Source organism: Dermatophilaceae bacterium Sec6.4 (genome assembly GCA_039636865.1).
In the GTDB taxonomy this organism is placed as follows: Bacteria; Actinomycetota; Actinomycetes; order Actinomycetales; family Dermatophilaceae; genus Allobranchiibius.
On sequence record CP144173.1, the window covers coordinates 1 to 16,863 of the forward strand.

The 16,863-nt window shown below is 63.9% G+C and carries 17 protein-coding genes; 10 read left to right on the forward strand and 7 right to left on the reverse strand.

Annotated features, from left to right (window positions below):
- The first annotated feature begins 1,231 nt into the window (after nt 1–1,231).
- Nucleotides 1,232–1,690, forward strand: a complete 459-nt coding sequence (locus tag V3G39_17755; GenBank protein ID XAS78275.1) for a hypothetical protein — start codon at nt 1,232–1,234, stop codon at nt 1,688–1,690.
- Nucleotides 1,691–1,780: 90 nt separating this feature from the next.
- On the opposite strand, the gene V3G39_17760 is transcribed toward V3G39_17755, so the two are convergent.
- A complete protein-coding gene (locus tag V3G39_17760) occupies nt 1,781–1,909 on the reverse strand; it encodes a hypothetical protein (GenBank protein XAS78276.1) in 129 nt (42 codons plus the stop codon).
- Nucleotides 1,910–2,166: 257 nt separating this feature from the next.
- Nucleotides 2,167–3,252, reverse strand: coding sequence for a DUF1524 domain-containing protein (locus V3G39_17765; protein XAS78277.1), 1,086 nt, complete (start codon nt 3,250–3,252; stop codon nt 2,167–2,169).
- A gap of 113 nt (nt 3,253–3,365) precedes the next feature.
- On the opposite strand from V3G39_17765, the gene V3G39_17770 reads away from it, so the two are divergent.
- The 6 genes from V3G39_17770 (at nt 3,366) to V3G39_17795 (ending at nt 9,009) form a co-directional block, all read left to right on the forward strand.
- Nucleotides 3,366–3,818: a hypothetical protein gene (locus tag V3G39_17770; protein ID XAS78278.1), complete on the forward strand. Its 453-nt coding sequence runs from the start codon at nt 3,366–3,368 to the stop codon at nt 3,816–3,818.
- A 1,404-nt stretch (nt 3,819–5,222) separates the two neighbouring features.
- Nucleotides 5,223–6,311 (forward strand): ImmA/IrrE family metallo-endopeptidase, encoded by a 1,089-nt coding sequence (locus V3G39_17775; protein ID XAS78279.1) that lies wholly within the window; start codon nt 5,223–5,225, stop codon nt 6,309–6,311.
- A gap of 167 nt (nt 6,312–6,478) precedes the next feature.
- Entirely contained in the window at nt 6,479–6,688 is a 210-nt protein-coding gene (locus V3G39_17780) for a hypothetical protein (protein ID XAS78280.1), read from the forward strand.
- 271 nt (nt 6,689–6,959) lie between these two features.
- Complete coding sequence (locus V3G39_17785) at nt 6,960–7,403, forward strand: hypothetical protein (protein ID XAS78281.1); 444 nt, start codon at nt 6,960–6,962, stop codon at nt 7,401–7,403.
- Nucleotides 7,404–7,613: 210 nt separating this feature from the next.
- Nucleotides 7,614–8,372: a ParA family protein gene (locus V3G39_17790; GenBank protein ID XAS78282.1), complete on the forward strand. Its 759-nt coding sequence runs from the start codon at nt 7,614–7,616 to the stop codon at nt 8,370–8,372.
- A 16-nt stretch (nt 8,373–8,388) separates the two neighbouring features.
- Nucleotides 8,389–9,009 (forward strand): hypothetical protein, encoded by a 621-nt coding sequence (locus tag V3G39_17795; protein XAS78283.1) that lies wholly within the window; start codon nt 8,389–8,391, stop codon nt 9,007–9,009.
- An 882-nt stretch (nt 9,010–9,891) separates the two neighbouring features.
- Here the strand turns inward: V3G39_17795 and V3G39_17800 are convergent.
- The 3 genes from V3G39_17800 to V3G39_17810 are packed head-to-tail and all read right to left on the reverse strand — an operon-like array spanning nt 9,892 to nt 11,315.
- Nucleotides 9,892–10,641 (reverse strand): integrase core domain-containing protein, encoded by a 750-nt coding sequence (locus V3G39_17800; GenBank protein XAS78284.1) that lies wholly within the window; start codon nt 10,639–10,641, stop codon nt 9,892–9,894.
- 15 nt (nt 10,642–10,656) lie between these two features.
- Complete coding sequence (locus tag V3G39_17805) at nt 10,657–10,980, reverse strand: hypothetical protein (protein XAS78285.1); 324 nt, start codon at nt 10,978–10,980, stop codon at nt 10,657–10,659.
- Nucleotides 10,971–11,315 (reverse strand): hypothetical protein, encoded by a 345-nt coding sequence (locus V3G39_17810; GenBank protein XAS78286.1) that lies wholly within the window; start codon nt 11,313–11,315, stop codon nt 10,971–10,973. The genes V3G39_17805 and V3G39_17810 overlap by 10 nt, the downstream gene beginning before the upstream one ends.
- Nucleotides 11,316–11,438: 123 nt before the next feature.
- Between V3G39_17810 and V3G39_17815 the strand changes: the two genes are divergently transcribed.
- A complete protein-coding gene (locus V3G39_17815; protein XAS78287.1) occupies nt 11,439–12,089 on the forward strand; it encodes a hypothetical protein in 651 nt (216 codons plus the stop codon).
- A gap of 15 nt (nt 12,090–12,104) precedes the next feature.
- Here V3G39_17815 and V3G39_17820 read toward each other — a convergent pair whose 3' ends face one another.
- A complete protein-coding gene (locus V3G39_17820) occupies nt 12,105–12,989 on the reverse strand; it encodes a hypothetical protein (protein ID XAS78288.1) in 885 nt (294 codons plus the stop codon).
- A gap of 161 nt (nt 12,990–13,150) precedes the next feature.
- On the opposite strand from V3G39_17820, the gene V3G39_17825 reads away from it, so the two are divergent.
- Together V3G39_17825 and V3G39_17830 are read left to right on the forward strand one after the other, a co-directional pair.
- Nucleotides 13,151–13,321, forward strand: coding sequence for a hypothetical protein (locus tag V3G39_17825; protein ID XAS78289.1), 171 nt, complete (start codon nt 13,151–13,153; stop codon nt 13,319–13,321).
- A gap of 382 nt (nt 13,322–13,703) precedes the next feature.
- Nucleotides 13,704–15,515: an N-6 DNA methylase gene (locus tag V3G39_17830; protein XAS78290.1), complete on the forward strand. Its 1,812-nt coding sequence runs from the start codon at nt 13,704–13,706 to the stop codon at nt 15,513–15,515.
- A gap of 1 nt (nt 15,516) precedes the next feature.
- Here V3G39_17830 and V3G39_17835 read toward each other — a convergent pair whose 3' ends face one another.
- The gene (locus V3G39_17835) at nt 15,517–16,320 is read right to left on the reverse strand and encodes a hypothetical protein (GenBank protein XAS78291.1); all 804 of its coding nucleotides are present in this window, start codon (nt 16,318–16,320) and stop codon (nt 15,517–15,519) included.
- Nucleotides 16,321–16,863: the final 543 nt, after the last annotated feature.

Consider the following 16,863-nt stretch of genomic DNA (forward strand, 5'->3'; position numbering starts at 1 on the left):
GCAAGAACATCGGCCCTTCCCTATCAACGAGTACGGTGATGAATTATCATCGCTTTCACGACACGCCGCGGTTACAGGTGCTAGCAGGGCTAACACCTGCTTGACTGCGCGGCATGAGCCAACTCGTTGCGCACGATCGCCAAAAGGGAGTCCTCTTTAGAGTGAGCGTCGAACAACGCGAGCAACTACATGCCGATGCTCACGCTCTTGGCATCAGCGTGCAGGCGCTGCTCGAACGCCGAGTTTTGGGAGTTACCGACGCCGTGACGCGGCGCGCGGCGGGTCCCGTGCGCAAAGCCCAGGACAGCGAGGAGCTCCCTCTAACGGGCTGATCCAGATCGGGGCAGTGCCCTGACATGACGAAAGCCGCCGTTTGCAGCGGCGGCTCATCGTTTGAAGCTTCTTAAGTTCTGCGCCAGTGACTAGCTGGCTACGAATCCGCTCCGTCCAGAGAGGTGGCTTCGTGCTGCCCACTTTAGATCATGCTGCCCTTTTTCGCCAAGACTTTGCCGACCCGTGTTCTGAGCGTGCGGTTCGGGTGGCGTCGCATCGTGTGTGCGCACCGGTGGATGCGGCGTTTGTGGAGTTGTCCTGCCGCACCAGGCCTGGTGTTTTGCCGCGGTGGCATCAGGATGACCGTGGTGTGTGTAATGCGTCGCGTGGTCACCGTAGTTTTGCCCCTGAGGGCGCGTATTCGCAGGTGACGGTGTGGGTCAGTCGTGAGCATTGGCTGAGCACGGTGGTGCCGGTGGCGTTGGCGTTCCACGCCGAAACACTGCATCGACGTGTCTCGCCAGAGTTGATGGTGCGCTATTTAACGGTCCGTAGTGGGTACGCGGTGGCGGGTACGGGCCGGCGGTGTGTGGTGCGTCCGGCCACGCTGGCCAGCGTCCTACAGACCACGACCCGCACGGTCCAGTTGTGTCAGCAGGTTGCCCGTCAGATCGGCCTGGAGGTCGTGATCGCGGCCGGGCGGATGCTGAACGTGGACGAGTGCCTAGCGGCTCGTCGTCGGGGTTCACGCCAGCGGGGGTTATCCACAGAGGTCGCGTTCACCACACCCCGTTCAGTCCCTCGCAGGTTGTGGATAAACACCCCTACCAGTGGTACCCGTCTTTGCCCCCCACCTCACCTTCAAACAACTCACTTCAAGCGCACAACGGCCGCGAGCGGCCAGGCAAAGGTCGCGGCTTCGCCGCGCCGGCCTCAACGAAAGCGGGTTGATCCGGTGGTGACTCGCCGGTTAGCGCTGGGAGTAGCTCAGCAGCTGCCGTGGTTGTCGGGGCAGAGCCCCCGGCGCATTGCACCGGCTCTGACACGGTTTGTGGCGTGTTCGCCGCCCTGGGAGGCCGATGACGTGGTGTTTGCGTTGGCCGACGTCGCGACCCGGAAGGGCAAACAGTCCCCCACCAGGAACCGGGATGTTCAGCGGCCATGGGCGCTGCTGGCGGCGATGTTGCGAGAACTGGACGAAGTCAACGACTACCCCGGCGACCCGTTTACCGATCCGGGCCCTGCTGCCCCCCAGCCGCAGTGCGACCGGCCCGACTGCGACGGATGGATCCCCGTGCTCGACACCAGGTGCGGCGCCGATGGCGCGGTGCGGGCATGCCCCGACCGCGAACACCGCCGCGCCCACCCCCTGGACGTCGACGTCGTGCAGTGGGAGGGCGATGAGTGTCCCTTCTGAGACGTCAGCCGGCACCGTGTGACTATTTTTCTGCCGGTGATCTGACCGCGTTCCGCCGCAGACCCACATGCTGCCGGGGCTGTGGCGGTCTTACTTCAGCTCGATGACGTGCCCGGTCTCATCGACGGTGAAGGGAACCATTCCCCGCCCAACGATGAACACAGAACCCGGGTGGTCTTTACTGATCGGCGCCAACCCGTCATCCGATATTTTCTGCAACACCGGCAGGATGGCCTCAACGCTGGTAGGGCACCGGGAAAACCCCTCCCCGGGCCCCGGTGGCGGCACTGGGCCGCGTTTGTTTCGCTTCGATCCAACCAGCTCATATCACCGACGATAACGGCGGGGGTGAGCAGCAACGGAACGGTCAGTGACGTTATAGGGGACCGATTTGTCGTTACTGATCGTCCTGAGGCGGTGGCCGCCGGAACCAACAGGAGGATCCGTACAGTCCCGCGCTCAGCAGCGATGGGTGGCTATTCGCAGGCGATGCCGTCGTGGTCGCGGTCCAGACCGGACCGGTACCCGGGTTGGCCCCGGTGCAGGGGCGCGGCACCGGCGGCGCGGGCGGCCGCGCAGTTGGGGTAGTACACATCCGCTGGTTGCGCTGGCACCACCGGCGAGACGGCCGGCGCTGCTGGGGTCGTGCCGGTGGTCTGCCTCGGCGCGGGGGCCCTGGTCGTACCGGTAGTGCTTGAGGTGGGGCCGGGTGGGTTGGTGCAGTGGGCCAGCACGGCGGTCATTGCTGCTTTTTCTGGTGGGGTGACCCACAGGTGGTAGGCGGCTTTGACCGCGATCTGATCCGCGACGTAGGTGCACCGGAAGGTTTTGTTCGGTGGGAGCCACGTCGCGGCGTCCCCATCGCTTTTGGCTTCGTTGCTGGGCCCATCGACCGCGAGCAGGTTGCGCGGGTCATTCGCCAAATTTTCCCGCCCGGTGGCGTCCAGTTGTTGCGCGCCGGTCTGCCACGCGTTGGAAAGCGCGACAACGTGATCGATTTGTACCGCGGTCGAGGTCCGCGGACCGCGGGTGAAGCTGATGACGTGCCCGGTGTAGGGGTCGTGCAGTGTCCCGGCCAGCACGGTGCAGCCCCGGGTGCCCGCCTTGTAGGTAATCCCGGCCAGGTCCCGTCCCAGGATGTCGTTGCGGGTATCGCACCCGTTATGACCACCGGCAACGCTCACGTCATCGGTCCACGCCGGCCCGAACTGGGCCCGGCTGTACCCCGTCTTCGGGGCCCTTCCCTTCACGACCAAGCCCGCTAACTGTGCCCTCGCCGCCATGGTGCTGACCGCGACGATCCGCCCCGGGTTACCCGCCGTTGACCCGGCCGAACTCCTCAGACTGCTCGAGCTACTGGGAAAGGACGCCGGCGGTGTCGTCGGAGTCGAGCCCGCACCCGTAGTGGCCCCGCTGCTCGATGCGCCGTTCGATGCGCTGCTCGAGCTGGGTGTGCTGGTGTTGGCCGCGGTGGCGCTTTTGTCGGGTGGGTTCAACGCGCCGATCACGCCAAACCCGACCAGGGCGATCACCGCTCCCCCACCCCACGTTTTCTTCTTCACCCGCACTCCCCCAGCCGTGTCAGTCGTTGTGGTCCCCGGTATCCCCGTCAGGGTCCATCTTCTCCCGGGCAAAACCGTGTGGCACACCGGCCCCAGCGGGCAGACTGCACCAGATGAGCGACCAGGACCGCGACGAGATCGACAGCGCCGAGGTCCATTATGGCGAGGTCGACGAGGTTGATTGTGATGTGGTGGAGGGGGAGGAAACCGGCGGTGGTGTTTCTGGTGGGTGGCCACCGGGGGCGATTGCGGATTGGTTACCCACCGGCGACGCGCGGACTCTGGAGGGGGTGTTGCGGGTCCTGGGTCATCACCGCTCGATCAGCGTGTTGGGTGTGGCGGGTCACCAAGGGCCCGTCACGTTGGCGCGGGTATGTGAACTGGCCCAACTGGACGCATCGATCGCGCGTCCTCGTCTGTTGGAACTGAGCCGGGTCGGGTTGCTGATCTATCACCGCCGATCCGGGCCACACGTGGCGACCTGGGAGTTAAACCACGACGCGATGATCCGCCTGGGCGCCTACTTCATCCGCCCCCGGCCCACTCCACCAGCCACACACGTTTAACCCGTGACTGACCCCCGTTTCATCGCAGACCAAACGCCCTATTCGGGTCGGTCACCGCAGGACGAAGATCCTTCGCGTCCACCCACCGTTGGTCCACCACGAGCTCCCCGCCAACGCCCAGACGCACCACGATCACTAGACCTTCCCACGTGCCCCGGCGCCGGCGCCAGGACACGAGAACGCCTGGATCGGGGGGTTGAAAAGGATGAATATCTCGGTATCTCACCCAGACGTGACGTACCGATCGCGGCCGTGGCCACGTCCGCTCCGCCCGCGACTGCCCCACCACCGTATTAGAACATGTGTTCGATACATGGTCGGGTCGGGACCTGTGACACGAAACCCGGCCCGTCACACAGTCCGACCAGCTGCCTGAAAACTGTTCCCACGCACTGGGTGAGCGCTGGGGCGTGCCGACACGGCCACCACCGACTCCCCCATCCTCCTGGCTGCTTGTCCGGTGCGCACCTGTTGCGGGACCTCACTGGCATTCAGTGCTGTATTGCCAGCCCGGCCCTGTGGAACCGGGCCCGGCTGGTTCCCTGGGATGCATGGTCAGGGGTTTGTTAGTGAGGCGTATGTCGCCGGGCGGTATGGCCTGTATGCCGTCTGCGGCGGTGCTGTGCTTGGTGCGCGTCCATGCTGGGCGGCGGGATCGGGTGGCCCTTGTCGCGGGGGTCCGTGCTTCGCCTGGCGCCCCGCTGGGCCACTTGATCTTTGATGCGCCCTGGTGCACCTAGACCCGGGTCGGGTCCGCAGATGATCACGATCTGCCCGCACAGTGAGCCAACCCAGCCTCGGCACACACAGAAACCCCACAACCAACCCAACTAGCGTTCAGAGTGCGGCACCAACCCCCCCACCCGGTGCCGCACAGTCGTGGCCCGCGCTGACGTGCGGCTCCCCCGCACCACCCCTGTTCGGGGTGCAGCCCCTCACGCGGGCCACGACCATTTACCCACCCGGCAACGCCATATGCCCCCACAGAGACACAGTGCACAACCCGCACAACATGCCCGTAGGCACGGCAGGTTTCGCAGCCGACTCTTGATTCGCAGTGGCACAGGGTGCGCGCTTCGCGCGGGCTTAGGACGAGGGGGGTCGCTCGATCCGATGAGCTGCCATTCCCGCGCTGCCTCCCATAAGCGCACGTAAGAGACGAACAGCGGTCAACGGCACTCGACTGCTATAGGGCAACCAGTCCCCCGCGACGGCATGCCTGCACGCTTTGCCCGAGCTGCTAAGCGTGGCGATCGAGTCAAGCAATTCACTCAGCATAATTTGCTCATCATGTGAGACAACATACGCAACACCTACACACTAACAAACAACTACGATAGAATAAAGCTAACAACACGGACCACGAGGGACTAACCACCCCGCCACTACAAGGAGCACCCAGAGATGACAACCACTATTGACCACCAGGCCACTCGCGCCGCGTTGACCGAGCAGGCCGCAGCTTTCATCGCGAACCCCGCAGGGTGGCCCGCTGCGATGGCAGCGCGTGCCTTGCGATTGCGTGCCGGTCACCCGGCCTACTCCCCCAACAATCAGGCGCTCATCATTTGCCAACTCGCGAACAGGTTCGAGGCAGAGGGATTGGGCGAAGATGCAGCGTTTGCCGCTGCATTCCAGGCAGCGGCTGAGGAAATCGCTCCCCGGTACATCTGGGCGAAGCGTGGGTTTACCCCGCAGGGTCGAGCGCTGGCGATCTTCTCTCGGCCGCTGTCAATGTGGGTCGATCCCGAAACCGGCAAGAAGTGCGCCCAGGATGCACCCGGAGCAATCCGAAAAACCGTGTTTCGCATCGAGCAGACCTACCGGGCGAGCGACGCGACCAACGACCAGGGCGAGACCGCCGCGGCCGCGTATGGCGCACCCGAGTTGCCCGAGGGTGAGGCTCGCACAGTGTTCGCGCGTCTCGCTGAGTGGATAGCCGGCCAAGGTTGGACCGTCACCCGATCGGGGCGAGACATGGCCGAGGGTGGATACACCGTGCACACGACACACCAGATCGTCGTGCATGGAGGACTGGGCGGGTGGTCAGCCGTCGAGACGCTGGCACACGAAATCGCGCACGCACTCCTACACGGCAGCGACGACGAGCGGACCTATGCCGGAGAGCACCGAGGTGACATGGAAGCCGAAGCCGAGGCAGTCGCGTTCGGGCTGTTGACCGCATACGGACAGGGCGATCTAGCCCGAGGGTCGGCCCGTTACGCCGCCGAATGGACCCGCGACGCTCAGCGCATCGCCGTCGCGTACGAGCGTGCATCACACGTACTCGACGCCGTAGCCGCTGTCGCGCTTGGCCGTGAAGGCGTCACCGTCACCGAATCGGCCAAGGCCGCCAAGGCCAAGGCCAAGGCCGATAACAAGGCACTAGCTGCAGCACTACGAGACGTCGGCCTCGAGCCCAAGGGCGAAGCGTGGACTCGCGCCAAAGCAGGCGAAGCCATCGCCGACATCGCCGCGGACCTCACGAGCTGACAAGCACCGAGAGTGTGTGGCCCGCGAAATCACCCCGCGAGCCGCACACTCTCACCATGCGAGACAACAGCCACGATAACTACTCACTAACAAACAACTACGATAGAATAAAGCTATCGAACACGGATCATCAGGGACTAACCACCCCGCCACCACGAAGGAGCACCATGAACAACGCGATCGTAGGAGAGCTGAGCCTCGACCTCGGCGATGGAGTAACGCTGTCAGCGGCGACTGATGTCGCGCTGGCGCGTGAATGGGCGGCCTACCTGCATGGGCGTAATCAGTGGCAGTGCATGAGTCTTGGGCAACAGTCCACCGAGACAGCCAACGCCTTGCGGGCATTGCGTGAAGCGTTCAAGGAAGCGGGGGAGTGATGTACGCCGGAGACGAACAACACGGCGACGCGCAGACCGCCCTCGAGCTCGAAACCAATCCTTTTGCAGTCGGACCGCTGGCCGAGCCGTGCGACGAGTGCGGAGCCGAACCCGGCGAACCGTGTCACCCATTTTGCACCACGGAGTCACTAGCCAGCATATGAGACACCGCCCACAACAACTAGTATCTAACAACTAACTACGATAGTTAAACTAACAACACGGACCACTAGGGACTAACCACCCCGCCACCCCGAAGGAGCACCCAGAAATGACAACCAAGGGCGAAGCACTCAACAAGATGGTGGAGTCGATGCAGGCCAGAAAATTGTCGCTCGACTCGCTGCGCGAGATCGAGCGAGGCGTGCGGGTATTTCCGACAGGCCGCGCGGGCGACACGGACCTAGTTCGCATGGCAGTGCGACGGGTCGTACGTCTACGGGTAGAGGCCGAACTGAGCGAGAAATCAGACGACGAGCTGCGCGCCGTGGCCGCAGCCTTGACAGGTGCCGAAGGTCGTTTTACAGACCAGCTCCTTGGACCCGCGCAGAGTGACGCACTGGTCACGCTGGCCGCATCTCGCCACCCCGAAGCGGCCGCAGCCGTCGATGAGTGGGAGCAGGCCGATGACAGCGTGGGATCGGCGGAGTTGATACGCCGGTATCACCGCCTCGGCGCGTTCGACTACTACGCGACGTCGGCAGACCTGGACTAGACGCCGCTGGGGTCGGACTCACAAGCGGAGCCCGACCCCAGCGGCCAACACGGACCACGCCACCACGGCGCGGAGCATCCGTGAGCATAGCGAGAGCCGCACTACGAAGCGCGCTCACTACGTGAGGCAACACTCACACCAACTACTATCTAACAAACAGTCACGACATAATGAACGCGAGTGACACACGCAACCGCATGAGGAGATGAGATGACGGTCTATGCCGTAGCCCTGTCGAAAGGTGGATCGACCAAGACCACCACGGCAGCCGAGGTTATCGCCGAGCTGGCCCGTCGAGGTCGCACAGTGCTTGGGATCGACCTGGACCAGCAGGGCAACCTCACGCGGCGGCTAGGGATCAGGGATGCCGGGGGAGTGTCAGCGGCCGCGGCTGATGTCCTACTCGCAGAGGCGACCGCACAAGAGGCGGCAGTACCCGCGCCGAGCGTGCCCGGCGTATCGGTGCTTGTGGGCACTGACGAGCTGGCGGATCTGGACCAGCGGCCCGAAGTCATTACCTCGCTGCGGGATTACTTGCCGACGTTGGTGGGGGAGTGGGATGACGTGGTGATTGATACCCCGCCCTCGCTGGGATTGGTCACCCTGTCCGCGCTGGCAGCCGCAGATGTTGTTATCGCGTCAATTGCGTGTGAGACCGAGGCATACGACCAACTAGCCCGGCTAGAGGACGTGATCCGCCAGCGGATCGCCTCACGGATGCGACCAGGGCAACGAGTCCACTGGATCATCCCCACCCGCTACGACGGCCGCCGGCTACTGGACCGCGAAATCGTGGAGCTACTGCACGAGACCCGGCCCGGCACCGTCACGACACCGATCCGCGAGACCGTGCAAGCCCGCGATGCGTACACGAACGGCCAGCCCGTCAGCATCTACGCGCCGGGCTCAGGAATCGCCACCGACTACGCGGCAGCAATCGCCACCGTGATCGCCAACTCAGCCCGATAAGCAAGGAGAGCCAGCCATGCCCCCCAAGCGCCGCAGTATCCGCGACCGTGACACTGAACCCACCAACGTCTACCGCACCGACACCGAGGCAACCGAAGCGCAGGCCGAGGCTGTAACAGCTCCGAGCGAGTCCGCAACGCTTCCGACGAAGGACGCCGCACTCAGCGAGGGCCAGGGCGACACTGCGCGCGAACAGCGCCGCCAGCGGACAGCCCAGGATGCGCGGGTCAACCTTGGTGTGTACCTCACCGCCGAGACCTACGAGGAGATGAAAGCGGCCTACCTCGCGGACTGGTCGAACCGGCGAGGGGACGCCGACACGCTCTATCGGTGGGTCACCAACGCGCTCAGCACACACGCAGCGCTCAGCTCCACAAGTCGCGTCAAAAGAAGCACAGCAGGGGCGAAACGGGCGACGACCAGGACGGGCAACACCAAAGCGTTCAAAGTCGAAGCCGAGGTCTACCAGCGGATGCAAGACGCGATCGCCGCCGACGAGAGCGCCGGACACTGGTCGAGTGAGTCCGCGTGGAGCGTAGACGCCATCACCCACGCGATCAGCGCAGCACGAGCAGCCAACGGCGACACGCTGCCCAACCCGCCCGCACGTCTACCGAACCGGCTCAAACGCCGGTGACCCGGGACGTCCAGACACGAGCCGCCAACGCGGCCAACGGCCCGGAAGGTCTATCGACGGCCAGTGCCGGACTCTTAATCAGCAGGTTTGAGGTCTGGCGCCGCCGCTCAGCGGCGGGAGGTCGTTGATGGGGATAAGCAGATCTTATCCGGGGTAACCGTCGGCGGTGCGGAAGCGTGTGGGGTACCTGCCGCGCGGCATCCTCTGACGCTGTCAGCAGGCAGGTAGTGATCCCGGTGATCGGGGGGGAACCGGCGGGTTGGTGGGGGACTGGCCGGTAGCGGGGCGCCCCCGCAGTCGGGCTGGGCGGGGGAGTAGCTGGGCAGTGTGCCCGGGCACCGTCACTACTGCTGGCCACCTGGCGACCTGGCCGCTGGCGTGGCCGTGATCAGTCCTGCATCCCGGCCGTTTGTCGTACCGTGACCACGTCGGTATCTGTTGCTGGTCAGGTAGCGGTACCGGCACGAGGCCCGTCTGGTGTGCGGCTTACTCCTTGATCGCCACCGGGCGGGTCGCTCGTGTCTATCTGGCGGGGGGAGTGCGGTACGCGGCCGCCAACGTGCTGGGTTCAGGCCACCACAGCGGGCAACGCCTTGGGTGTCGTCATTGGGACACTGCCTGCGCTCGTTTGTTTGATGGGCGCGGTGTCACGGGGCCTATGACGAGTCGCCGCTCTGGCCCGGTGTGGTGACTGGCGAAGCCCAGTCCCCGTACCGGGCGGGTTTCACACCGGCGCCCTCTGCCTCGCGCGGTTCGTGGCCGGCAGGCAGGGCCTGGTGGGTCACGGACCTGCTGGGAAGCGAGTTCGGCATCGGGGGTTTCGTGCTCGGGCGGGGCTACAGGTGAGGTGTGTCTGAGTTAATGTCCGACTTCCGCGATGTATTACCCAGCATCGTGGGGTCCTTGGGTTGGTTGATTATCTCGCTTGGCCCGGCGGCTGGCAAGGCGGTGGAGCCGGGCCCATTGCATGCCTTCACGGCGGGCTTGGCGGATCTGCTCGCCGCGTCCTTCGTGTTCGTCGTTGGGGGTGACGTACCCGATCCCTTGGTGCAGGCGTACGCCGTTGTAGTGCTCTTGGATGGTGTCCAATTCGGCGCGTAGAACGGCGGGTTCGGTGATCGCGAGCAGGTGGGGCCACTCGGTTTTGATGGTCCCGTTCAACGACTCGATCCATGCCTGGTCGGTGGGGGTGCCGGGCCGGCCGAAGTGTTGAGCGATCGCCAGCAATGTCAGGAAGGTGCGGGTATCTCGGGAGATCATCTGCGACCCGTTGTCGGAGACCGCGAGCAGGATCGGGGCCAGCCCCTCATCACAGGCGGGGTCCACCCGCCCACTGTCGGCCCGCTCCAATGCCGCGTCCAGGAGCCCCTCGGCCTCCAGGGCGGTGGTGAACGCGTTCTCGACTTGGGTGTGTGTTTCCTCGACCGAGACCAGGTGCGTGAGCCATTTGCGGGAGACGAGGTCTTCGATGATCAATACGGTCATCCCGCACGCAGTGAAGTGGGTGGAGTCGTAGATCCAGATCGAGTTCGGCTCGCGGAGCGCCCAGGTCGGGAACGGTGATTTGATCGAGGTCCCGGGTCGGGGCACGGGCCGGAAGTGCTTGTCCCCCAACAGAAGAACACGGCGCACCGTGGAAGGGGAGCATCAGAACCGGCCCAGGTAGGACCCACGGTGTGCCAGTTTGCGGTGCGAACGATCGACCTGCCCCCACTGCTCAAACAAGGCCAGGATCGCCTCGCTCTCCTCGGGCAGGATGCCGTGCACCGGGGACCCACCCGGTGCGCCGTCCGCCAACCGGCCGGCGGCCCGGCGGCGCGCCCATCGGTTCGAGCGACGCTCGGACACACCCAGGTGCGCGCACGCTGCCCGCCATGTCCAGCCTGCTTCCATCGCGGTGTCCAGCAACGCGAGTAATCCTTCTTTGGTGGCCGCGTCGACACGATTGGGGACCTGGCCACTTAGCCCCAACCGTCTTTTCCCTGCGCCAACGTCAACTGCACCGCGAGCTCTTTGACTGCTTCGGACAACCGGGCGACCTCAGCGTTCGCTGCGTCCAACTCCGCGTCGCGTGCCGTGCCCGCAACACCAGGTTTCGAGGCGGCTAGCGCGGCTAACGCTCCCTCTTTGGCGACCTGTCGGATCCGCACCACCGTCGAGCGGTCCACCCGTTGCTGCTCGGCCGCTTGGGCGATCGTGACCTCTTGACGGATCAACTGCAACCAAATCTCGTACTTCGCCGACGGCGTCAAGAACCGCTTCGAGCGACGCTTCCTGCCAGCCCGTGATGACTGTTCTACTGCCATGACCTGATCCTCCCGTGAGGGGTGAAGGACCCGCCAGATGCTGTCTGATCAAAACCAGGAAGTAAGACACGAACTCAGACGCAAAACACCACCGATGCGGCGACTTTGGTGTCTCGGCTTGAGATGTCGTATCCGGATGGTCCGCCCTCTGATGCGCAGGTCCGCGCCCAGAGGTTCACGTTTTGGCCGGCGCACTGGGCGAAACGGTGGCCGGCCGGCATGGACCGTCCGGAGATCATCGACCGCGCCGAGCCGGCCAGGGTGACCCGTGCTGAGCTTTTTGATGAGGCCATCACCGTGGCCTCGGAGGCGGATGCGGTGGCAGCGTTCGTGGCGATCTGCGCGTGGGGGACTGGTACCAGTGCACGCAGCGTGAGCCGGTGCGTCAAAGCCCTCGCCGACCCGAAGCTGGGTTCGAAACTGCTCGCGGCCCGCGACCTCGCGGTCGTGGACCCGCCGGCTGCTTACACGAGCATGATGCGGGGCGGGGAGAACAAGGTGTTCGGGTTGGGGCCGGCCTTCTTCGCCAAATGGCTGCACTTCTCCGCGTACGACCGTTGCAAGGTCGATCATCGACCGCTCATTCTGGACAGGCTGGTCGCCACCACTCTGGGGTGGGGTGCAACGGGCTGGTCTGGGGCCACGTACGCGCTCTACCTCGACATCGCAGAGCAGGTCCGCGAACAGTGGTGTCCCGATCAGCCCAGCTACACCGTGGAGTACGGCCTCTTCCACCTCGGTGTGACCGACCGTCGCCAGGCCCGTTCTGGATGATCCCGGCAGGAACTGTTATGCGTCCAGGACCGTGCCGTGGGTGCGCCAGGCGAAGTCCTGCGCGAGTCCGCGGGTTTCGTCCAGGAGCCCGGTGAGGGTGTCCATCAGGTGTTGCGGCACGAACGGGTTGGCCAGGAGTCGTACCTCGGCGATGAGCCACCCGTCCTTGAGGTAGTAGCGGCCGAAGTGCGCGTCGCGGTTAAGGAGTGCGACCTCACGTGTTGCTGTGGACGTGGCGCGCACTCTTACAGGTGTGGTGAACACCCAGATCAATTGCGGATTTTCATCCACCCGCACTCTGATCGCGCCTTCTTCGTCGCCGATCCTGAAGAAGTTTTCGTTGCGGTGCGCGAGGTGCGGCGCAACTTGCTCCAGTGTTTGCTCCACGGCATCGGCTAGTTCGCGCGGACCTTTTGTGTGCACGGGGGAGCTCGCCTCGAACGCCGGTCTGTCCATCTGCAGTTCCTGTGGGGCGGTGATCGTGAGTGCGTCCGCGTCCAGCAAGGCGGGCGATGGCACGTCGTAGATGGTGCGTAGGAGTTGCACGGCCACCCACGCGATGTGGTCGGCGAGGTGCAGGTCTCCTTTGGCGAGCTGCCACTCGAAGGTGCTGGCCTGGGTACCAATGCCGAGCCGCTTGAGTTGCTTGCGTCGCGTGGCGTTGAGCGGGAGGTTCGACTGCTCGGTTGCCAGCACCGGAGCGGTGAGGTGGAACATCGACTGCTGCTCCTGCCGCGTCACCACGATCAACGGCACGTCGTACTGGTCAGGCGAACGCACCTCGTACCGCTCGGCTTCTGGCAGTTTCGCCAGGTGGTCACCGAGCGCGACCTGATAGCCCGCCCACTCCTGCTCCAGTCGCGCATCGAAGGTGGACTGTTGCTGGGTCTGATCTTCCATGATGTCTCCTCTTGTTTTATCCTCACTTTGACTATAAGGCGGACCACCGACAACGCTGAGTTCTCGGATCCGCAACCGCTCGTGCTGGGCTCCCGCAGCACGTACCTTGACGGCACTGACACTGATCATCAGCCTTGAGCTGGTTACGGAGGAGTTCTGGTATGACGGATCAGGGGCATGTGTTCGTGGTGCGCGGCAAACTGGAAAGCGTCCACTGCGACGCGGTGATCGTGCCGACCGGCCACACCTTCGGTGTAGGAGATACCTGGAGTGGCCTCGGTATTGCAGATCAGCAGATCCCACCAGCCGCCAACGGGTTCCTCAGCGAATAGCGCTAGTGGCTGTTTCGGCGACGCTGAGGCGGGGTCCATCGCAAACGGACGATTCCAACAGACCAGCGGCCCAGAAGGGCGTCGACGCAGGTCAACCACTCGCAAAAGGAATGAGTTCGCGGCCCGGTGGCTCAAAACCGACCCCCACATGGATGAGGTCAAGGCCCCTCTGATCCGCGCAGACTGCGGTATGCAGTGCAGTTGGGGTACGCCCACCTCACACGTTGGCCCGCTGGGATGCCTTCACTACGCGTCGCGCCGGGCCACTGTAGGCGCGGCGACCTTGAGAGAGCAGCGCCCCGTCAGCTAGCAGCGCGCTGAGATCTCAACACCTAATGACTCAAGTGAATATGTAATGATGCGTTACGGTGGCTAAATGAGTATGCAGCGCGCCACTGAAGTCCTCTCCGACGATCTTGGACCTGTTAATGGCCTTGTCGACAACCGCCGTGCCGCGGCGATGCTCGGTGTCTCGGTCAATACGTTCCGTGTGTGGGCAACACGCTCCCAGGCCGCGACTTCCGGCATCGCGGCTGCAATGCCTGCACCGATCGCGACGATGCACGGCCATGTATACCGCGAGGATCAGATCGAGGACTTCGGGCGGCAGATTGCCCTCAACGCTCGAGCGGAGCGGACCGCCCAGCGTCGTCGCGGCGCGTACTTCACCCCCGACGACGCTGCGAACGTGATGGTCCGCTGGGCCGTTCGCGGCGAGTCGGATGTGATCGTCGAGCCCAGTGTTGGCGACGGGCAGTTCGCTCTTGCGGCGCAGTTGTACGCGACGTCGCGCAACTGGGACGCTCTCGATCTGCACGCTTGCGAGCTCGATCCCGCCACAGCCGCTGAGGCTGTAGCGAGCGGTGCGGTGACGAAGAGTCGTGTTCACGTCGGCGACTTCCTCTCCGCGACGAACCTTCCGATGTCGGACGTGGTCATCGGTAACCCGCCATTTGTCCGCGTGCGCGAGCTTGACAGCACTCTCCGGCGTAACGCGCTCGACGCCGCCGCTTCGACGATGGGCGGCTTGGCGATGGACACCGCTGGCAGCGTCTGGATGCCGTTTGTCTCCAAGGCCACCGCCCAGCTCAAACGGGGCGGGCGGCTGGCGTTCGTGCTCCCGTTGGACTTCACGTACGTCCGCTACGCCCGCCCACTATGGGAACTTTTGGGGCGCTCATTCGGCCGTATCCGTGTACTGAGGTTCCGTGAGCGCGTGTTCCGGGACATCATGCAGAATGTCTTGGTCCTCCTTGCCGAGGAGCGCGGCGGCACGACTTCGTACGTCGAGCAGCTCGCGCATGATCGACTTGCTGATCTGTCTGCCGGCATCGGAGCTGGCGTGCCGATCAAGCTTCAAGACGTCGTGAGGGGCGAGCGCGCCTTCCAGTACGCGCTGTTACCTGAGGTCACGCGTGACGCCCTGGCAGTGATCGACCTGCATACGTCCCCTGCCAGCGACCGGGTCAAGTTCAACATCGGCTACGTGTCGGGCAACAAGTCCTTCTTCCACCCCGACCAGCGCACCACCAAGAGCTTCCGCCTGCCTAAAGGCTCACTCCTACCAACCATTGGGAGCTCCCGTCAGTTGTCGCGCGGAGGCGTCGATACGAGCTCCATGAGTCCGTCTTCCTGGCTCTGGCTTCCTGGCGAAAAGCTCACGAAGGGCGAGCGTGAGTACGTCGCTCAGGGTGAACACGACGGCGTGGACATGGGTTACAAGTGCCGCATCCGCAAGCCTTGGTACCGCGTGCCTGGCGTCAAGACGCCTGACCTGGTGCTCACCACGTTCAGTGACCGTCCGCGTCTGTACCTCAACGATGCGGGCTGGGTGGCCTCGAACAGCGTGCTGTGCGGCTATGCCAAGGTAGACCAGGACCCGAGAAATTTCGTGAACTCCTGGTACACGCCGTTGACGTTGCTCAGTACAGAGCTGCAGATCCACTCGCTCGGCGGGGGCGTCATGATTGCCGTCCCTCGTGAGGCCGACGCCGTTCGGATCCTTAATCCTGCGTCGACGCCACACGGTGACGCGGAGAAGCTCAACGTTGCCCTCCGCTCGGGCGATGCTGCCGCTGCGTACGCAGCCGGTGCAACGTCAATCGAGAATCTCGTGGGCACCGACGGCCTGGCCGCTATATGGGAGGGCGCAGACACTCTCGCTTGTTGGCGCAAGGCGCAGAACCAGACTTAGATCAGTCTTTGTTAGAGGTCAGGAGCGAATCATCGAGGTGCTCTTCGCCCTCTTCGTCGTCCTCGTCTGGGAACTCCTCGGTCTTCGTCGGCTCGAAGATGTCCTGTACCCAGAGGTTGCGCGAGTGAAAGGTTTCCACGAGCCGCGGCACGAAGGTGAGGATTGACATTTCGAGGCTATCGACGGCGCGCTTGATGATGTCATCGCGCAGCTTTACCGGGTCAGACTGGAAGTCGACTACGGAGTAGGCGAAGTGGTCGTATGAGCCGGTCTGGTGCTTGTACAGGCGGTCGTCACGGTCTCCGATGGCGGCGTACATGCGTGCGAAACGATGGTGGTTCGGGTTCTCGGCCTTGACCCACTTCCCATCCTTCTTCTGCCAGGGCACGACCTCAAGCGGGTGAAGATAGGCGTACCCAGTAGTGCACATGGGAAAGCGTTCTTGGAGGGAAATCGCCTCGCCGACGATGTCCTGGTAGTACGTCAGGACGTTCTTGCCGACTGAGCTCATCTGGCTACGCACGCCAACCAAGATCAGCGGGCCATTCGTGGGGTGGACGACGGCGACATCGACGTCCTTAGACTTGTACGAGCCGAAGATTTTCGCCTCTTCGACGACCTTCACGCCGGCCTTCGTAGCCTTCGTGGTCAGGAACGCTCGAAAGTCATCGGCGACGAAGCTGTGGAAGGTCTGAATGAACTCCTGGCTGCGCACCGCCTTCTCGGGGTCGGCCTGAAAGATCGCTTTCATCGACTCCAGGATGTCCTGCAGACGTTCTTCCCGCTCTTCGTTGGTCCACGGCATCCGGCGGTCGTCCTCTTCTGTCGCTTGGTTGATCGCTCGGCATCATATAGATGCATCACGGCATGAATTTCCGGTCTTAGGGCCGGGCCATCGGCAGAGTATCCTTCGCCCGAGCGAAGTTCAGCGGCGGCAACGTAGACCTAACGCGCGCGTCTCGTCTTGGAAGGTCCCGCCATCCGGACTTGGAGACACACCACCACCGGGCGTTCACATGCTCTCGCCCTACGTGGGCGACCCCGACACATAGACGAGGAAGGGCGCATCGTGTGAGTTAGGCATCCCGTGGCTGTCTTATCAAGGCAAACGTTGATGAGACGTCCAGCAGCCGTCGCGGCGACCACTCGGCCCGGCCGGATCGTCGGGCACCGAGATGTCTCGGTTAAGTGTCCCGCCGTGAAATGTCTCAGGCGCTTTCAGCGACAGGGTTTGAGCCACCAACAGGAAAGCGCCGGCAGCAGGGCAACGGACAAGCCACAGGCAGTGACCTCGGGTCGCGTGAGGATCGCCCGAACACCCAGAAATCTGTCGTTCTGGGGTATACCC

What these genes read in the sequence shown, in the direction of transcription:
- V3G39_17770 (XAS78278.1), top strand. Translation starts at nt 3,366, where the DNA reads ATGAGCGACCAGGACCGCGACGAGATCGACAGCGCCGAGGTCCATTAT.
- V3G39_17775 (XAS78279.1), top strand. Translation starts at nt 5,223, where the DNA reads ATGACAACCACTATTGACCACCAGGCCACTCGCGCCGCGTTGACCGAG.
- V3G39_17780 (XAS78280.1), top strand. Translation starts at nt 6,479, where the DNA reads ATGAACAACGCGATCGTAGGAGAGCTGAGCCTCGACCTCGGCGATGGA.
- V3G39_17785 (XAS78281.1), top strand. Translation starts at nt 6,960, where the DNA reads ATGACAACCAAGGGCGAAGCACTCAACAAGATGGTGGAGTCGATGCAG.
- V3G39_17790 (XAS78282.1), top strand. Translation starts at nt 7,614, where the DNA reads ATGACGGTCTATGCCGTAGCCCTGTCGAAAGGTGGATCGACCAAGACC.
- V3G39_17795 (XAS78283.1), top strand. Translation starts at nt 8,389, where the DNA reads ATGCCCCCCAAGCGCCGCAGTATCCGCGACCGTGACACTGAACCCACC.
- V3G39_17810 (XAS78286.1), bottom strand. Translation starts at nt 11,315, where the DNA reads ATGGCAGTAGAACAGTCATCACGGGCTGGCAGGAAGCGTCGCTCGAAG.
- V3G39_17815 (XAS78287.1), top strand. Translation starts at nt 11,439, where the DNA reads ATGTCGTATCCGGATGGTCCGCCCTCTGATGCGCAGGTCCGCGCCCAG.
- V3G39_17820 (XAS78288.1), bottom strand. Translation starts at nt 12,989, where the DNA reads ATGGAAGATCAGACCCAGCAACAGTCCACCTTCGATGCGCGACTGGAG.
- V3G39_17825 (XAS78289.1), top strand. Translation starts at nt 13,151, where the DNA reads ATGACGGATCAGGGGCATGTGTTCGTGGTGCGCGGCAAACTGGAAAGC.
- V3G39_17830 (XAS78290.1), top strand. Translation starts at nt 13,704, where the DNA reads ATGCAGCGCGCCACTGAAGTCCTCTCCGACGATCTTGGACCTGTTAAT.
- V3G39_17835 (XAS78291.1), bottom strand. Translation starts at nt 16,320, where the DNA reads ATGCCGTGGACCAACGAAGAGCGGGAAGAACGTCTGCAGGACATCCTG.